Origin of the sequence: Pantoea sp. SS70 (genome assembly GCF_029866845.1) — a bacterium.
Taxonomy (GTDB): domain Bacteria; phylum Pseudomonadota; class Gammaproteobacteria; order Enterobacterales; family Enterobacteriaceae; genus Pantoea; species Pantoea leporis.
This window is the reverse complement of the sequence record NZ_CP117200.1, coordinates 198,442-215,349: the sequence shown is the minus strand read 5'-3', so window position 1 is coordinate 215,349 and position 16,908 is coordinate 198,442. Positions and strand designations below refer to the sequence as shown.

At 55.7% G+C, this 16,908-nt stretch carries 17 protein-coding genes and 1 pseudogene; 13 read left to right on the top strand and 5 right to left on the bottom strand.

Features of this window, described 5'->3' with window-relative positions; all coding sequences use genetic code 11:
* Positions 1 to 6: 6 nt before the first annotated feature.
* The 3 genes from PO881_RS20620 to PO881_RS20610 all read left to right on the top strand — a co-directional run bounded on the left by PO881_RS20620 (position 7) and on the right by PO881_RS20610 (position 2,613).
* Positions 7 to 1,434: a glycoside hydrolase family 1 protein gene (locus PO881_RS20620; RefSeq protein ID WP_280173219.1), complete on the top strand. Its 1,428-nt coding sequence runs from the start codon at positions 7 to 9 to the stop codon at positions 1,432 to 1,434.
* Between the two features lie 9 nt (positions 1,435 to 1,443).
* On the top strand, positions 1,444 to 1,761 hold the full coding sequence (locus PO881_RS20615; protein WP_008110135.1) for a PTS sugar transporter subunit IIB: 318 nt from the start codon (positions 1,444 to 1,446) through the stop codon (positions 1,759 to 1,761).
* Between the two features lie 78 nt (positions 1,762 to 1,839).
* Entirely contained in the window at positions 1,840 to 2,613 is a 774-nt protein-coding gene (locus PO881_RS20610) for an FCD domain-containing protein (RefSeq protein WP_036650080.1), read from the top strand.
* A 241-nt stretch (positions 2,614 to 2,854) separates the two neighbouring features.
* On the opposite strand, the gene PO881_RS20605 is transcribed toward PO881_RS20610, so the two are convergent.
* Positions 2,855 to 3,775: a LysR family transcriptional regulator gene (locus tag PO881_RS20605; protein WP_280173327.1), complete on the bottom strand. Its 921-nt coding sequence runs from the start codon at positions 3,773 to 3,775 to the stop codon at positions 2,855 to 2,857.
* A 142-nt stretch (positions 3,776 to 3,917) separates the two neighbouring features.
* Here PO881_RS20605 and PO881_RS20600 point away from each other — a divergent pair, with 142 nt between their 5' ends.
* Positions 3,918 to 4,919, top strand: coding sequence for a zinc-binding alcohol dehydrogenase family protein (locus PO881_RS20600; protein WP_192413224.1), 1,002 nt, complete (start codon positions 3,918 to 3,920; stop codon positions 4,917 to 4,919).
* A 115-nt stretch (positions 4,920 to 5,034) separates the two neighbouring features.
* Positions 5,035 to 5,688: an oxygen-insensitive NAD(P)H nitroreductase gene (gene nfsB, locus PO881_RS20595; RefSeq protein ID WP_280173218.1), complete on the top strand. Its 654-nt coding sequence runs from the start codon at positions 5,035 to 5,037 to the stop codon at positions 5,686 to 5,688.
* A gap of 73 nt (positions 5,689 to 5,761) precedes the next feature.
* Here the strand turns inward: nfsB and PO881_RS20590 are convergent, their stop codons facing one another.
* Positions 5,762 to 5,968, bottom strand: a complete 207-nt coding sequence (locus PO881_RS20590) for an ATP-binding protein (protein ID WP_280173217.1) — start codon at positions 5,966 to 5,968, stop codon at positions 5,762 to 5,764.
* Between the two features lie 516 nt (positions 5,969 to 6,484).
* On the opposite strand from PO881_RS20590, the pseudogene PO881_RS20585 reads away from it, so the two are divergent.
* The 4 genes and pseudogenes from PO881_RS20585 (at position 6,485) to PO881_RS20570 (ending at position 10,029) form a co-directional block, all read left to right on the top strand.
* Positions 6,485 to 7,176 (top strand): annotated as a pseudogene (locus PO881_RS20585) (hypothetical protein).
* Between the two features lie 225 nt (positions 7,177 to 7,401).
* Positions 7,402 to 7,881 carry a type VI secretion system tube protein TssD gene (gene tssD, locus PO881_RS20580; RefSeq protein ID WP_061719111.1) on the top strand — a complete coding sequence of 160 codons (480 nt, stop codon included), beginning with the start codon at positions 7,402 to 7,404 and terminating at the stop codon, positions 7,879 to 7,881.
* Between the two features lie 230 nt (positions 7,882 to 8,111).
* On the top strand, positions 8,112 to 8,882 hold the full coding sequence (locus PO881_RS20575) for a transporter substrate-binding domain-containing protein (protein WP_137387253.1): 771 nt from the start codon (positions 8,112 to 8,114) through the stop codon (positions 8,880 to 8,882).
* 73 nt (positions 8,883 to 8,955) lie between these two features.
* A complete protein-coding gene (locus PO881_RS20570; protein ID WP_280173326.1) occupies positions 8,956 to 10,029 on the top strand; it encodes a DUF2817 domain-containing protein in 1,074 nt (357 codons plus the stop codon).
* On the opposite strand, the gene PO881_RS20565 is transcribed toward PO881_RS20570, so the two are convergent.
* Positions 10,024 to 10,794: a 2OG-Fe(II) oxygenase gene (locus tag PO881_RS20565; RefSeq protein WP_280173216.1), complete on the bottom strand. Its 771-nt coding sequence runs from the start codon at positions 10,792 to 10,794 to the stop codon at positions 10,024 to 10,026. The genes PO881_RS20570 and PO881_RS20565 overlap by 6 nt on opposite strands.
* 99 nt (positions 10,795 to 10,893) lie before the next feature.
* Here PO881_RS20565 and PO881_RS20560 point away from each other — a divergent pair, with 99 nt between their 5' ends.
* The 4 genes from PO881_RS20560 to PO881_RS20545 are packed head-to-tail and all read left to right on the top strand — an operon-like array spanning position 10,894 to position 14,471.
* Entirely contained in the window at positions 10,894 to 11,793 is a 900-nt protein-coding gene (locus PO881_RS20560; protein ID WP_280173215.1) for a LysR substrate-binding domain-containing protein, read from the top strand.
* A 58-nt stretch (positions 11,794 to 11,851) separates the two neighbouring features.
* Positions 11,852 to 13,150 (top strand): SLC13 family permease, encoded by a 1,299-nt coding sequence (locus PO881_RS20555; RefSeq protein ID WP_280173214.1) that lies wholly within the window; start codon positions 11,852 to 11,854, stop codon positions 13,148 to 13,150.
* A 21-nt stretch (positions 13,151 to 13,171) separates the two neighbouring features.
* Positions 13,172 to 14,029 carry an AraC family transcriptional regulator gene (locus PO881_RS20550; RefSeq protein ID WP_101761724.1) on the top strand — a complete coding sequence of 286 codons (858 nt, stop codon included), beginning with the start codon at positions 13,172 to 13,174 and terminating at the stop codon, positions 14,027 to 14,029.
* A 34-nt stretch (positions 14,030 to 14,063) separates the two neighbouring features.
* On the top strand, positions 14,064 to 14,471 hold the full coding sequence (locus PO881_RS20545; RefSeq protein WP_280173213.1) for a DUF2000 family protein: 408 nt from the start codon (positions 14,064 to 14,066) through the stop codon (positions 14,469 to 14,471).
* Positions 14,472 to 14,749: 278 nt separating this feature from the next.
* On the opposite strand, the gene PO881_RS20540 is transcribed toward PO881_RS20545, so the two are convergent.
* Entirely contained in the window at positions 14,750 to 16,072 is a 1,323-nt protein-coding gene (locus PO881_RS20540; RefSeq protein ID WP_280173212.1) for an amidase, read from the bottom strand.
* A 4-nt stretch (positions 16,073 to 16,076) separates the two neighbouring features.
* On the bottom strand, positions 16,077 to 16,898 hold the full coding sequence (locus PO881_RS20535) for an MBL fold metallo-hydrolase (RefSeq protein ID WP_280173211.1): 822 nt from the start codon (positions 16,896 to 16,898) through the stop codon (positions 16,077 to 16,079).
* Positions 16,899 to 16,908: the final 10 nt, after the last annotated feature.

The following is a 16,908-nucleotide window of genomic DNA, read 5'->3' as shown; positions in this document are numbered from 1 at the left end:
GGATCTATGAGTAAGCACACCATTGCGCTGCCGCAGGGTTTTATTCTCGGCGCGGCGGCATCGGCCTGGCAAACCGAAGGCTGGAGCGGCAAAAAAGCCGGCCAGGATTCGTATCTGGATGCCTGGTATCAGCAGGATCGCCACGTCTGGCATAACGGCTATGGACCGGCGGTAGCAACGGATTTTATCAACCGCTTCCGCGAAGACGTGGCGCTGATGAAAGCGGCGGGGCTGACGCACTATCGCACCTCGATCAACTGGTCGCGTTTTCTCACCGACTATGAAAACGCGGTGGTTGACGAGGAGTACGCGGCCTACTACGACCAGTTGATTGATGAGATGCAGCGTCAGGGCATTGAACTGATGTTGTGCCTCGAACATTACGAACTGCCGCTGCAGTTGCTGGAAGAGTACGGCGGCTGGCAATCAAAACATGTGGTTGAGCTTTTTACTCGCTATGCCGAGAAGGTGTTTGCCCGCTACGCCGGAAAAGTGACGCGCTGGTTTGTTTTCAATGAGCCGATTGTGGTGCAGACGCGCGTCTATCTTGATGCGCTGCGCTGGCCGTATGAGCAGAACACCCATAAGTGGATGCAGTGGAATCACCATAAAAATCTCGCCACGGCGAAGGTGGTCAAGCTGTTCCGCCAGCAAGGTTATACGGGTACGGTGGGCACCATTCTCAATCCGGAAGTGACCTATCCGCGCTCGTCGGCGGCGCACGATGTTAAAGCCGCAAAAATCTACGATCTGTTTTACAACCGGGTGTTTCTCGATCCGGCGATCAAAGGCGTCTATCCAGCGGAACTGCTGCAACTGCTGGATAAACATGAGGTGCAGTGGGATGTCACCGAGGAAGAGCTGGCCATCATCGCCGCCAACACCGTCGATGAAGTGGGGCTCAATCTTTACTATCCGCATCGTGTTAAAGCGCCATCACGCGCCTGGCATGCGGAGACGCCATTCCATCCCGCTTTTTACTACGAGCATTTTGAGCTGCCGGGCCGCCGCATGAACAGTTCGCGCGGCTGGGAGATTCAGCCACGCATCGTTTTCGACATGGCGCAGCGCATGAAACAGGAGTACGGCAATTTGCCGTGGTTCGTAGCCGAGAGCGGCATGGGCATCGAGAACGAAGCGCAGTTTAAGGATGCGCAGGGCGAAATTCAGGACGACTACCGCATCAACTTTATTGCCGAACATCTTTACCAGGCGGTACGTGCGCGTGAAGCGGGCAGCAACTGTCAGGGCTATATGCTGTGGGCGTTCACCGACAACGTTTCACCAATGAACGCCTTCAAAAACCGCTACGGACTGATCGAGATCGACCTCGACAACCAGCGGCAGCGGCGGATGAAGAAATCCGCGCACTGGTTCCGTCAGTTGCGCGATACCCAGCAATTGACCCTCAACATTGACGATGAAGCCAAATAAGGACCACCAATGAAACGCATTATTCTGGCCTGCGCGGCAGGCATGTCGACTTCGATGTTAGTCACCCGCATTGAGAAAGAGGCGGTAGCACGCGGTCTTGAGTATCAGATCTACGCTATTCCGGAACAAAACCTGCGTGAAGAGTTACAAAACTACGGTCAGGACGTGGTGGTGGTGCTTTTGGGACCGCAGGTGCGCTTTAAGCTGGAGGAGAATAAAAAGCTGACCGACAGCTATCAACTGCCGATTGCGGTGATCGATACCGTGGCTTACGGCACGTTGAATGGTGCAAAGGTACTCGATCAGGCACTTGCTTTGGTACACTAGCGCCCAGATAGCAGTCAGGCTTTGGCTCGCACAGGACGCGGCCGGGCCGAATGCACCATGATGCAAAAGGGTGAGAGCGTGGAAAAAGCCGAAGCGCCACAAGAGAAAAAGCAGTATCAGGAAATTGGTCAGCATCTGCGTCAGCAAATCCTTGATGGTCATTATCCGGTTGGATCACGACTGCCGCCAGAGCGGCAGTTGGCCGAAACCTGGGGCGTGAGCCGCACCATTGTGCGTGAAGCGTTGCTAATGCTGGAGCTGGAAGGCACGGTGGATATCCGTCAAAGTTCTGGCGTTTACGTGATGCGCATTCCTTCGGAAAGCGAGGATGCGGAAGAGGCCTTTTTCCGCAGCGATGTCGGCCCGTTCGAGATGTTGCAGGCGCGTCAGCTGCTGGAGAGCAACATCGCGGCCTTCGCCGCCAAAATGGCCACCAAAGCCGATATTGAAAACCTGCGCCGCACGCTGGAGCAGGAGCAGCGCGCCATTGCACTCAACGACAGCAGCCAGGATAACGACAAGTTATTTCATCTGCTACTGGCAGGCGCGACGCAAAATCAGATGTTGCTCGATACGGTGACCAGCGTCTGGCGTCATCACGAAGCCAGCCCGCTCTGGCAGCAACTGCGACCGCAGTATGAAACCCGCGCCTATCGCCTGAAGTGGCTGGGCGATCATCAAACCATTCTGGCCGCGCTGCGACGCCGGGATGTGATGGGTTCCTGGCAGGCAATGTGGCAGCACCTGGAAAACGTCAAGAACACGCTGCTGGAGTTATCCGATGCCGATGCGCCAGACTTTGATGGCTATCTGTTCGAATCGGTGCCGATTTTCCAGGGTAAGTTGATGTAATGAGGTCGCCATTCATGGCGTAATGCCGCTCAGTTAAGCGCCGTATCAAATCACCGCTTCTTCCGTAGCGGCGCGATTTATCGCGCAATGCATTGCGCCGCTACAATGTGAGCTCTCGGTAACTAAGGATTTTCACGTCTTAACTGACGAGCATAACGACCTAAATGCGGGCCCCTGTGTGACAGTAATTACAACGCAGCGCGCAAAGTTCAATGACTAAGCTGCACGATAAATCGCGACGCTACTCATGCTGGGTGAGCTTCGCGGTTAACGCACGCAGCGGCGTACGCAGCACCTCATGCAGCGCGCGGATCGCCGGGGAAAACTGTTTGCGATGCGGGCAGATAAGGTGCAGCGGCGTGCTTTCGCCCGGCATCTTCGGCAGTACGCGCTCCAGCCTGCCGGACAGCACATCGTCATAGACATCAATCCACGATTTATAAGCGATGCCCATACCGGCGATGGCCCAGCGGCGCGCCACTTCGGCATCATCACACAGCATGCGGCTTTTCACCGTGATCTGGCGGCGCATGCCATCCTGCGGGAAGGTCCATTTGTCGTACACGTGGCCGCCCATCATAAACAGCAGGCCATGATGGTGCTGGCCGATATCCTCCAGCTGTTGCGGGCGACCGTGACGATCAAGATAATCCGGCGACGCCACCATCACGCGGCGATTATCCTCCGCCAGCGGCAACGCCACGTAGCTGCTGTCTTCCAGCTTGCCGTAGCGAATGGCGATATCCACCGGATCGCGAAACACATCGCTGATCTGGTCGGAAAAGGAGAGCCGCACCGCCAGCGCCGGATGCGCGCGGCAAAAGTCAGTGATCAACGGCAGCAAAATATTGCGACCAATATCCGACGGCAGCGCGATTTTTAGCTCGCCGCTCAGCGCATCTTCATCGCTCTGCAAGCTTTCGGCACCGGCATGCATCAGCGCCAGCATCTCCTGCGCAAAGGGCAGATACTTTTCCCCTTCGGCGGTTAAGCGCAGGCTGCGGGTAGAACGGGCGAACAAGCGGCGATCCAATTCCCGCTCCAGCCGCTGAATTGCCGCGCTGACCTGTCCGGGCAGTAAATTCACCTCGCGCGCCGCGCGTGAAAAGCTGCCGAGTGCGGCTGAACGCACAAACAGAGTGACATCTTCCAGTCGGATCATCTTCTTATTCATCATGGTAGTCAGCAGGGATTTTCACTCTAAGAGTGAAAGTGTTCACCTGCAACTGGCATTTTTCATTGCGCTGCGGACCGCTATGCTGAATTTACTTCACCAAACCTGCTGATGAATAAGGATCTGCCTGATGAAAGCCATTGTTTATAGCCAAAACGGTTTACCGATTTCCGATGAAAATGCGCTGTATGAGCTTGAGGTTGATAAGCCAACGCCGGGCGCGCGCGATCTGCTGGTAAAAATTCACGCCATTGCGGTGAATCCGGTGGACACCAAAGTGCGCGCCGGTGCGCCAACCGATCAGCCGCGCATTCTCGGTTGGGATGCGGTAGGCGTGGTGGAAGCAGTGGGCGCAGACGTCACGCTGTTCCAGCCGGGCGACGAGGTGTTTTATGCTGGTGATATCACGCGCGCCGGCAGCTATGCCGAATATGGCCTGGTGGATGAACGCCTCGCCGGGCACAAACCGCGTTCACTGAATGACGCCGATGCCGCCGCGCTGCCGCTGACCTCGCTGACCGCGTGGGAACTGCTGTTTGATCGTCTTGAGGTACAAGCCGATGACAACGCCGCGCTGCTGATTATTGGCGCAGGTGGCGGCGTCGGTTCCATATTGACGCAACTCGCCAGCAAGCTAACCAAATTGACGGTGATCGGCACCGCTTCCCGCCCGGAAACGGCGGATTGGGTGCGTTCACTCGGTGCGCACCATGTGATTGATCATTCTCAACCGCTGGGCGAACAGCTGGCGGCGATTGGACATAAAGAGGTGCGCTATGTCGCCTCGCTGACGCATACCGACAGCTATTACGATCAGCTGATTGATGCGCTCGCGCCGCAGGGCAAGCTGGCGTTGATCGATGATCCTGAGACGCTGGATGCGGTGCCGCTCAAGCGCAAAGCGATTTCACTGCACTGGGAATTGATGTTCACCCGTTCGCTGTTCCATACCGCCGATATGCAGCGCCAACATGAGATTCTGCAGCGCGTGAGCCAGTTAATTGATGACCAAACGCTGCAAACCACCGCCGGCGAACATCACGGCATTATCAATGCCGCCAATTTGCGCAAAGCGCATGCGCTGATCGAGAGCGGTCGTGCACGCGGCAAGATCGTATTGAGCGGGTTTTAACCAAATTAACGCAATAAATCATGCAAACCACGCGCAATAAATTGCGCCGCTACGGATATCCGCACGCTTCTGTAGCGGCGCGATTTATCGCGCTACAAAGAAAAAGGATTAAGCCATGACACTCAATGATGCAGTCGCTCGTCGTCACACTGTGAAAGCCTTTGAACAGGGTAAAAGCCTGCCGCAGGATGAAATCGAAACCCTGCTGAACGTGCTGCGCAACAGCCCGTCATCCGTAAACTCCCAGCCTTGGCATTTTGTGGTGGCGTCCACCGAAGCGGGTCGCGAGCAAATCGCCGCATCCACCGATGGCGCCTTTGCCTATAACAGCCCGAAAGTGCGCAATGCCTCGCACGTTATCGCGCTGTGCATGCGCACCGATCTGGATGAAGCGCATTTGCAGAACGTGCTCGATCAGGAAGATGCTGATGGCCGTTACGCCAAGCCGGAAAGCAAAGCGAACAATGACATGGTGCGTCGCAGCTATGTCGATATGCATCGCTATGAATCACGCGATGTGCCGCAGTGGATGGAAAAGCAGGTTTATCTGGCGTTGGGCGGATTGTTGCTGGGCGCAGCGATGTTGGACATTGATGCCACACCGATGGAAGGTTTTGACCAGCGTGCGCTGGATCAGGCGCTGGGTCTGCGTGAAAAAGGCTTTACCAGCGTGGTGCTGGTGTCGCTGGGCTATCGCAGCGATGCGGATTTCAACGCCGCGCTGCCGAAATCACGTTTGCCGCGTGACGAGATTTTTACCTTTATTTAAATATTTCGCGCAATAAATTGCGCCGCTACGGATGGACGCACGTTTCTGTAGCGGCGCGATTTATCGCGCAAGATCAATACGGAAACCGCAACGTAAAACGGTTCACACCCTGCTCGCTATGCATCTCACAACTTCCCTGATGTAAATGCATAATGCTGCGCACAATCGACAATCCCAAGCCGCTGCTGCCCTGATGATGTGACGCATCGGCGCGCCAGAAGCGATCAAAGATGTGAGCCTGCTGTTCCGCGCTCATTGCCGGGCCCTGATTCTCCACCATCAAAGCGCTGCCCCGATTGAAAATGCGCACGGTGGAATCTCGTTCGCCCTAGCACAAGGCGTTTGCCATCAGATTCGCCAGCGCGCGTTGCAGCAGTTGCGGATCGGCGTGCGCAAATCGTGCGCCTTATCAACATAAACCTGGCTCAACTGTTGATAACCCCGTTCAAGGCGCCCCAGCATCTAATTGAAAGCCGCCACCAGCGGCTGCAGTTCCGCTACCGCCTGTTTAGGCATTCGCTGCGACAAAAGGCGCACGTCAATCGCATCCGCCTGCGATAGCCAGCAGCATACCCGCTGCAAGGGTGAGTTTGTTCAATTTCATCTTAATACTCCTGATTTGAAGGTAGGCCATCAGGATATGCAATCGGCTCTGACATCAGCGTGAGCGAGTTATGACAAAAGAATGACATGCGCACTTGTTATATAGAAATGACCTAACGTAATAGGTGGATCTAAAATTTGATAATCAGTATCGTAGACCACAGTTACTATAAGGATATAGGATGCAAAAGTTATGTTTAACAACAGTGAAGTCATCAGTTATCTTCAAGCAAATAAAATTCTCGCAATGAAACTTGACAATGCCGTTGATGTCGTCGGAAACAGGTAGCGGAACAGGTTAAATCAATCGGTGCTGGTGCTACCCGAGCGTTGTTTTACACGTCCTGTTTCACTGATGAATATAACGATGTATGCCTGCGGCAAAAAAATGAAGATGTCCGTTTTCGGGATGGGGTTTACCGACTTCTCAGTCATGGAGATATTGGCTTTGAGATGCTTAAAGTATATTTTGAAGAACTGCTAAAATATAAAACTGCACAGCAATTAGAATACATAAAGAAAAAGCTTATGACGGTTAATGTTCATATTGCTGCAAGTTCACTGACTAACGCAGGTTTTGCTATGGCGGCAGCCAGCGCCGTTCGCATGGGATTAAACCTGAGTATGGAGATCAGCGCGCTGACAGGGCGAATAGCCGGTGGTGTAGTGGGAGCAGCAGCTTTGTATGGTATTGTTCAGAGGGCAGCAGATAGTGCGCACCGCCTTCAAACTCAATATCCCGTCTATTATTCAGCGCTCTATTTACAGAATCTGGAAATGATGTATTTCCTAATTGAACCCGTAATGCAACGCGCGAGTGCCCTGGATGCTCAGTGGGCAACTGAAGAAAATATTGCAGATATCATTACCCGGTTGATTAGGTAGCTATGATTAAATTTATAAAAGACTCAATGTGTTCATTAGTTAGATCGTTAGTATGGATATACGGACCGGCAATATTGACCATTGTCTTTGCATTACTTCAGGCTCATTTTTTTCCAGGAAGTCCAGTTTGGCCTATTGCGGTTTTCTTTATATTCGCGCTGGTCATCGTGGCTCGTTACATAAAATGATGAAGTTTAAAAAACTGTTAACAGATAAGGATATTGTATGTCGACGCCCGCACATTTATGGCTAGAAGATGAAAATGGCTCGCCTATTGTTGGAAGTTGTTTAATCCCACTGAGGTTAGGTTCTATCGAATTAAAATCATTTTCACACGGCATAACCATCCCAGTAGATCCAAATAGGGGAAAATTGACCGCAACGCGAGTCCATCAACCTATCGTGATAGTAAAAGAGTTCGACAAGACAACACCAATTCTTTATCGCGCTGTATGTGAAGGGCGCACACTTAAAAAAGCTACGATCAAGATGTATCGGATTCTTGAATCAGGCATTGAGTCCGAATATTTCAATATCATTTTGGATAACGTTAAAATCACCACGGTTTCGCCTTACCTTGCCCCAAATGGTCAGAGCAACACTCATGTTGAAACATTAGAGTTGCGTTATGAGGCGATCACCTGGAAGTACACGGAAGGAAATATTATTTACCGCGATACATGGAATGAATACGCTTGCGCGTGACACTATTTCAGTGACCAAAGTTATAAAGTGTATCCAAACTAAGTTTGTTTCCGCATAACGTTCATCTTCGGCATTAAGATTCTCTTACTGCCGAAGATAAAATCGCTTAACCCCTTCTGTTTAATAAGTATTTCCTCTGCATTAAATCCGTAATTTCTGTAGTGAGATCATGTCCACCATGTTATTAACTCTGTATGACGTTGTGAATTTAGCTACCTGCCGGAGATACAATGAAGAAAAGTTTGTCCTTTGCCTTACTGCTTTCACTGAGCGCGTTTAGCCACGCTTCATTTGCCCAGCAAACCTTGCGCTTCGGCGTTGATCCAACGTTCCCGCCGTTTGAATCCAAAGCCAGCGACGGTTCTTTGCAGGGCTTTGATATCGACCTCGGCAACGCGATTTGCGCCCAGGCCAAAGTGACGTGCCAATGGGTGCAGATTGGTTTTGATGGCAGCATTCCGGCGCTGCAGGCGAGAAAGTTTGATGCGATTCTTTCGGCGATGTCGATGACGGAGAAACGCCGCGAGCAGGTCGCTTTCAGCGACATGCTTTACGTCACGCCGAGCGCGTTGCTCACACCCGCGAAAGCTATGCTAACGGGAGACATTAATGCGCTGCGCGGCAAAAGAATCGGCGTCGCGCAGGGCACCATTCAGGAAACCTACGCCAAAGCGCAGTGGGCAACCAAGGGCGTGAGTGTGGTTTCTTACCCTAATCAGATGGAGATCTATCCTGACTTGGTGGCGGGACGGCTCGACGCCAGCCTGGCCAATGCGGTTTCGGCAGAACAAGGTTTTCTTAACACGCCAGCCGGCAAAGACTACGTCATCAGCGCCACGCTGGTGGATAAAGAGGTATTGGGCAATGGCGTGGGCATTGGATTGCGTAAAGACGATGCGGCCAATCTGAAGTTGATCAACAGCGCGCTGGCCGAACTGCACAGCAACGGCACTTACGATCAACTGGCGAAGAAGTACTTCAAATTCAAGGTCTATCCGTAAAATTCATCTGCACGCAAGGTCGCCATTGATGACGACCTTGCCCACCAACCGCACCCACACTCACTCAAAAATCATGACGAACTTACCGCACTACCCAACTCAACGCGCCCGCTTTCTCGCCGCCGTCAAACGGCAAAACGGCGCATTAACGTCCTACGCGCATCCGTTACCCGGCCCGCAGGGCGAGGAACTTTTCACTGACGTAGCGGTAATCGGCGATGCCAACGCATCACGGCTGATGCTGGTGATCTCCGGCACGCACGGCGTAGAAGGCTATTACGGCTCCGATTGCCAGATCGCCTGGCTGGATACCTTCAACCTCACGGCGCTGCCCGCGGATACCGCTATCGTGATGCTGCATTTGCTCAATCCGTGGGGCGCGGCGCATTTACGCCGCGTCAATGAAGACAACATCGACCTCAATCGCCACTTTATCGATTTTTCACAGCCCACACCCGCCAATCCCGATTACGCCGCGTGGCATGGCATTTACCACGGCGATCGCGCCCGCGCCGATAAGCTGTTAGCTGACGCGCTCAACAGCGTCGGTTGGCCGGCAATAAAACGCGTGGTGGAAGCGGGGCAATATGGCGCGGCGGACGGATTCTTTTACGGCGGCCAGCAGCCAGGCTGGTCGTATCGCACGCTGCAAACCATCATCGCCGATCACTTGTCGCAGGCCAAAACCATCATCAGCTTCGATCTGCACACCGGCGCGGGCGCATGGGGACATCCGATGCTGCTGTCGATTGCCGAGCAGCGTTTTGCCGCACATGACTGGGGCAAGGAGATTTATGGAGAATGGTTAACGCTGCTATTCACCGGAACAGGGCGCGACAGCGAAACCGGCGTGACCGCGACGGCTACCGGCTATGTGTCGCAATTTCTGCTGACGTCGCTACCGAAGATGCAGATTTTGCCGCTGGTGGTGGAGTGCGGCACCTATCCTGGCGAGGAGATGCATCGCCGCGTGCGCGACGATCACTGGCTGCATCTGCAAGGCGATCCAGCCAGTGAAAGCGGGCGGGCGATTAAGCAGGAGCTGGTGGAAGGATTCTGGCCCGCCGACGCTGACTGGCGCGCGCTGGTGGCTTTTCGCACCCAGCAGATTTTTGTGCGTGGCTGGCGGGCGTTGATCGATTTATAAGCGTCCGTAAAACGTCATGCGGGCGGTTTCCGACAGGGCAATGCCTGGCTCGGTGTTATACGCCAGCACCGCCAGCATGCGGGTGATATCGCCTTCGGTTGGCGTAACGCGATGCAGCGAATTGCGCCCACGGAACAGCACCAAATCCCCGGCATCAATCGCCAGCGCTTCCACCGGCTGGCGCTGATCCAGCACCGCCGCCACACCGTCGAAATTCATCTCACCGGCATCGGCATCGCGCAGATCTTTCACATACTGGAACACGGCGCCGGCGCGCGGTTTCTGCACCAGCAGCGTGATGGCGAACGACGAGTTATCAAAGTGCCAGCCAAGTTCCTGGCCGTCGGGCGCGTAGTGCAGATTGATCGACGAAAGCGGATCGGCATACGGATAGAGCGCCTCTTCACCCAGCACATCGCACAGGAAGCTTTTGAACAGTTCATCGTTGTAGAGCTGGCGCAGCGGCGAATCGACGGCAATCACATCATCGGTGATGCAGCCTTTGGTGCTAATGACATCGCGATTACGCGGATGATCGGCGCTGAAAGCCTCATCTTTTTTCATCAGATAAACGTTGTGTTTGCTGGCGGTGTGATACGCCAGATGGCGCTGCGCATCGCCTTCGGCAATGATGGCCTGCAGCGCAGCGGGCTGTAGGAACTGACGCAAAACTAAAGCGCCGTGCTGATTAAGTTGCTCACGGCAGGTGCGACGCCAGTCGGCATCGGCCAGCGGATGCAGATCGAAACGAATCAAGGCAGACATAGTTTTACTTCTCATGTGTTACAGGTGTGTAAAGACTGTAACTCGCTGATATGTTAATACGTAACAATAAAAATTTAACACCTTGCTAAGGAAACCTTAATGCCCGCGCCATCACCGCGTTTGCCCAAAATCAGCGTCATTCAATCCTTCAAAGTGGCGGCGGAACTGGGCAGCCTGGCGAAAGCGGCTGCGCAGCTGGCGTTAACGCCCGCCGCCGTGAGCCAGCAAATTCGCCAGCTGGAAGAGCAGTTGGGCAGCACGCTGTTTGTGCGCACACAAAGCGGCGTGATGCTGACGGAGATGGGCAAAGAGTATCTGCGTTATGTCACTGAGGCGTTCGACATTCTGCACCTCGGCCAGCAAAACCTGCGCCATGCGGCGTCGGCACCGCGATTAACGCTTTATTCGCTGCCGGCGCTGGCCTCAAAATGGCTGCTGCCGAACATCGCGCAGTGGCGCGCGCACTGTCCGGAAATCGATTTATCGCTGCACGGCACCCATACGCAGGTAGATTTTAACGCCACGCCGGCCGATTTTGTCATCTGTTTCGGCGAAGATCGCTATCCGCAGCTGGATAAGCAGCTGCTGTTTCTCGATGAGGTGTTGCCTGTGGCGAGCCCGGCGCTACTGCATCGTTTTGCCGGTATGGATGTGTTGCAGCATGCGCCGCTGATTCAGCTCGACTGGGGCAACGAAGGACGTTTCTTACCTGACTGGCGCAGCTGGTTTCAGACCAAAGGCATTGACGATGCGCCGCCGCAGCCGTCGTTCAGTTTCAATCTTACCTCGCTGGCGATTGATGCCGCCGTGGCAGGCGCGGGCTTGCTGCTCGGTCAGCGGCGTTTGATTGCCAACCAACTGGCGCGCGGCGAGCTGGTGGTTGTCGATCCGCTTAGCTTGCCGCTCAGCAAACCCTATTTCCTCGCCTGGCCGCAGCGCTCGCTCAGCCAGCCGGGCAGCGCTGCGCTAATCCACTGGCTCACGCAGCTGGCGGGATAACGTACCCACTCGTAGTTTCGCCCTTTATGGCGACCTGGAAAAGAAAGGGAGTTCATCAATGACCACCGATCTCAACTTCTGGCTCACCGCGCTGGTGGTGGGCATCACCATTTTGCTATGGGCCAGCGCGCGTTTGCCGGAATACGTTACCGCTTTGCTGTTTTTCACGGCGGCGATGTTGCTAAAGTTGGCTCCTGCCAGCAGCATATTCAGCGGTTTTGCCTCGTCGGCGTTTTGGCTGGTGCTCAGCGGATTTGTGCTGGGCGCGGCGATCCGCAAAGTTGGTCTGGCGCAGCGCTGGGCGAACTGGCTGGTGGTGCCGCTCAGCCAAAGCTGGCCGCGTATGATTACGGGAACCGTGCTGCTGACTTATCTGCTGGCGTTTGTTATGCCCTCAAATATGGGACGCATCGCGCTGCTGATGCCGGTGGTGCTGGCGATGGGCGAACGTGCGGGAATCCAAGCGGGCAGTCGAGGCAGTATTGGCCTGGCGCTGGCGGTGGGATTTGGCACGTTCCAGCTCTCCGCCAGTATTTTGCCCGCCAACGTGCCGAATCTGGTGCTGAGCGGCGCGGCGGAAAGCGCGTATCAGCTACATCTGCAATGGTTGCCGTGGTGGTTGCTACATTTGCCGGTGGTGGGCATCGCTAAAGGCTTGTTGTTGATTGCTTGCCTGCTCTTTCTGTTTCGTGCGCAGCCTAAAGCGGTTCACCAGCGCGACAGCTTAACCGCGCTCAGCCGCAGCGAATGGCGCTTGATTGGCCTGCTGGCGATCACCTTGCTGCTGTGGATGACCGACAGCGTGCACGGCTTACCGGCTGCGTGGGTGGGATTGGCCGCAGCCTGTATCTGTTTGCTGCCACGCGTAGGTTTTATCTCCAGCGAGGACTTTGCCAGCGGGGTGAATTTCCGCACCTGCATTTACATTGCCGGGATCCTTGGCGTCGCTACATTGGTGGTAGATTCCGGTTTGGGACGGATGATCGCCAACGCGATGCTTAACGTGTTGCCGCTGCACGAACACCCATCCTTCAGCAATTTCGCGGTGCTCAATGCGCTGGTGTCGCTACTGAATTTCGTGCTCACCGCCAACGGCGTACCGGCGATGGTGACGCCGATGGCGCAAGAATTGGCGAACGCGTCTGGCTTTCCGCTGCTCACCGTGATCATGTTGCAGGTGTTTGCCTACGCTACGCCGCTGCTGCCGTATCAGGCATCGCCGGTGGTGGTGGCGATGGGACTCGGCAACGTTCCGGCGAAGGCCGGTTTACAGCTGTGCGCACTGATTTTTCTGCTTAGCGCGGTGTTGCTGTTACCCCTGGATTATCTGTGGTTTCGGCTGCTAGGCTATGCCTGATGTCTTTGCCAGAGATTGCCTATGCCAGCCAATAATGATTGGGTTGATTTTCGTCGTGATGATGAGACCGGAATTGAAAGCGTCAACGCGCACTTTCGCGGACACGCTTACGATCCGCACGATCACGATGAACTGCTGGTGGGCGTGACGCAACAAGGTTTGCAACGTTTTAACTGCCATCGTTCACTGCACACCAGCACGCCGGGCCGGGCGATTCTGATTGAACCGGGTGCGGTACATGATGGCCATGCGCCGGACGCCGAGGGTTTCACTTACGTGATGCTCTATCTGCCGCAGAGCTGGGTGGCGGAGATGATGCAGCGTCGCGGCTTGGGTGATGTGTCGAATATCGAAGGCGCTTTCCGCCACACGTTGACTGACGATGCGCTGTTAGCCAGCGCCATTCAGCAAGCCTGGTTTGCCGTGCATCAGGGCGAAGGGCGGTTGGCGCGCGATCAAAGCCTCGATCATTTGCTCACCCTGCTGTCACGCCATCTGGATACCAAACCCAGCCTGCAGCACAGCGAAGCGATGCGTCAGATGCAGCTGTTGCGCGACTATCTGCACGATTTTATGGCGCAGGATATTGGTCTGGATGAGCTGTCGCGCCTTTCCGGCATTGATCGATTTCGCCTGACGCGCCAGTTCAAACAGGCGTTCGGCCAATCGCCGCATGCCTATTTGGTGCGTTTGCGTTTGCGCAGCGCGCGCGCGTTGCTGGCGCAGGGCATTGAGCCGGTGCAGGTGGCGGCTCAGGTAGGATTTGCCGATCAAAGTCATTTGGGCCGCTGGTTTCAGCGCGCCTATCGCATGACGCCCGCCGCTTATCAACGTCAGTGCACAAACGTTCTATACGCTTCCCCACCTGCTCTTAGATGATGAGGTTTTCGTTGTCATTGGAGAGTTGTTGCAGATGTTTGATACCAAAATCGCCCTGATCGTACGTGATGATTTAGCCACCTGGCAGCGCCTGAATGTGGTGGCGTTCCTCGCTACCGGCGTGGCGTCCGCCGCCCCCGAGATGATGGGCGAACCCTATGTTGATGCCAAAGCGCGACAATACGGCAACATGGCGGGCCAACCGATGCTGGTGTTTGCCGGGGATTTGGCCGGTTTGCAGCGTGCGCACCGTCAGGGACTGGAGCGCGAGTTAACCATTATTCCTTACGTGGAAGCGATGTTTTCCACCGGCCACGACGCGGCGAACCGCGAAGTGTTTATGGCGGAGAATGCTGATCATTTGAATCTGGTCGGCATTGCGCTGCGCGGTCCGAAGAAAGCGGTGGATAAGGCGATTAAGGGATTGGCGTTGCACGGGTAAAGCACGTTTTCCCTCACCCTAACCCTCTCCCGCAGGCGGGAGAGGGAACCGAATGTGCGGCTTAGTAGATGATCATTCGCTCCACCTACTCATTCCCTCTCCCGCGGGCGGGAGAGGGAACCGAATGTGCGGCTTAGTAGATGATCATTCGCTCCACCTACTCATTCCCTCTCCCGCGGGCGGGAAAGGGAACCGAATGTGCAGCTCAATAGCTGACGTTCGCTCCACCTGGTCATTCCCTCTCCCGCTTGCGGGAGAGGGCCAGGGTGAGGGCACTACTAAACAAACCTATCCGCCGCGCTCAGCAACAAATCTTCCCGCCCACGCAGCGCCAGCAGCTCCAGCCCAATCGGCAAACCTGCGGCGCTGAATCCCGCTGGAATGCTGATCGCCGGCGCGCCGGTCACCGCTGAAATCAGCGCGTTGCTGCCTTCCTGCATCTCACCGTGCTTAACCGGCGCACGGCGCACCACCGGATAAGCCAGCAGATTGATCTGCTGCGCGGCAAAAAAGTCTGCCAGCTGCTGATACAGATCGCGCTGACGCTGCTGCACCTGCCGGTAACCTTCACTCTCAACGCCCGGATGCTGGGCCCGCGTGGTAAACACCGTTTCCAGCTGAGGATGATAGCGCCCGGACGCCACCACTTCCGCCAGCGTGCGGACCTGCGCCTGCGATTTATCCGCCAGATACGCCGCCAGCGCAGCGGCAAATTCGTAGCCGATGATATTAGCGTCGGCGGCCAACGTCTCCAGCTGCGGATAACTCACCTCACGCGGCGCGAAATCCACCAGCGCCGCGCGCACCGCCTGATTAATCTCGCCTTCATCGGCAGCAAACCCTTCCAGCCAGATGCCGATGCGCAGCGGCTCATCGCTCTCCGCAAACTGTTGTCCGCTGAGAATTTCAGTCGCTAAACGTAAGTCCGCCGCTGACCGCGCCAGCGGGCCGGGAATATCCTGAGTTGACGACAGCGGCACAATGCCGTCGGTGCTGATTGCACCGCGCGTCATGCGCAGGCCAAAAAGATGGTTAAACGCTGCCGGAATGCGCACCGATCCGGCGGTATCGCTGCCGATCGCCAGCGGCACGTAACCGGCTGCGACCGCCACGGCGGAACCGCTGCTCGATCCGCCCGGCGAGCGGCCTTCAACCCACGCATTATGGGTAAATCCGCTTAACGACGACGCGCCGGTAATGCCCGCCGCCAGCTCATGCATGGCGGTTTTGCCGATCAGAATCGCGCCTGCCATTCTCAGTCGGCTAACCAGCGGCGCATCGTCGCTGGCGACAACCTCACGCAGCAGCACCGAACCGGCGCTGGTCGGCCAGCCCTGCACTTCGATATTGTCTTTAATCAGCACTGGAATCCCTTCCAGCGGTCCTGCCGCCTCGCCGCGCTGACGACGCGCATCGCTGGCGTCCGCTGCCGCTAAGGCTTGTTCGGCAAACAGCCAGGTGATGGCGTTGTAGCGCGGTTGATCCACCTCGGCAATGCGCTGCAGCGCGAAGGTGGCTAACTGGCGCGCGCTCACCGTTTGCTGGGTCAGCGCCTGCTGTAAATCGTTAATCGAAGCGGTGAGATAATCAGCGTATTGCATTAGGTTAAACCTCCAGCGGAATCCATTGCCCGTCGCGCGTGACGCGTCCGCACGCGCTGCCAGTAAAGTGGGTGCTGAACCAGATTGCCTGATGTTGTGCGCACCAGTCCACCACCCGTTGCCGTGAAGTGACCGCCAGCGCTTTATTCTCGCAAAACAGTGAGTTCCAGTGCGGGTACTGAAACTGGATGGCATTATGCATCACGTCGCCAGCAAAGATCGCCGATTCACCGGCGCTTTCCAGCACGATCGAGGCATGATCAACGCTGTGACCGGGCGTGGAGAGATAGCGCAGCACGCCAGCAAACAAAGGTGAATCCTGCACGTTGATAGTCTCAAGCTGGCCGCTTCCGATCAGCGGCAGAATGCTGTCGCGATAGAGCTCCTGCGCCGCCGGATTCTGTTGACAGTGCGCCAGTTCCCGCGCCGAGCAGATATAGCGCGCATTCGGGAACATCGGCTGCCATTCGCCATCACGTTGATGCGTATTCCAGCCAACGTGATCGGTATGAATGTGCGTCATCAACACCAGCGTCACTTCCGCTGGATCAACGCCCGCATGCGCAAGGTTTGCGGCATACGGCGTGTTCAGCTGGTGAAACAGCGGTTTGTTGTCGCGGCTGCGGCCGTTGCCGGTGGCGGTATCGATAATGATGGTGTGTTCGCCGGTGCGCACAACCCAGCTATGAATCGACATTTCGGCGGGCTGCTCAGCTAATTCGTTACTCATTTCCGCGCGATGTGGCGTAAACAGCACGCCCAGCGGGAAGGCGGCGGTTTGTTCGCTCACTTTGGTAATCAGGCAATCGCCGACGCGAATCGTCATCAGGGGCTCC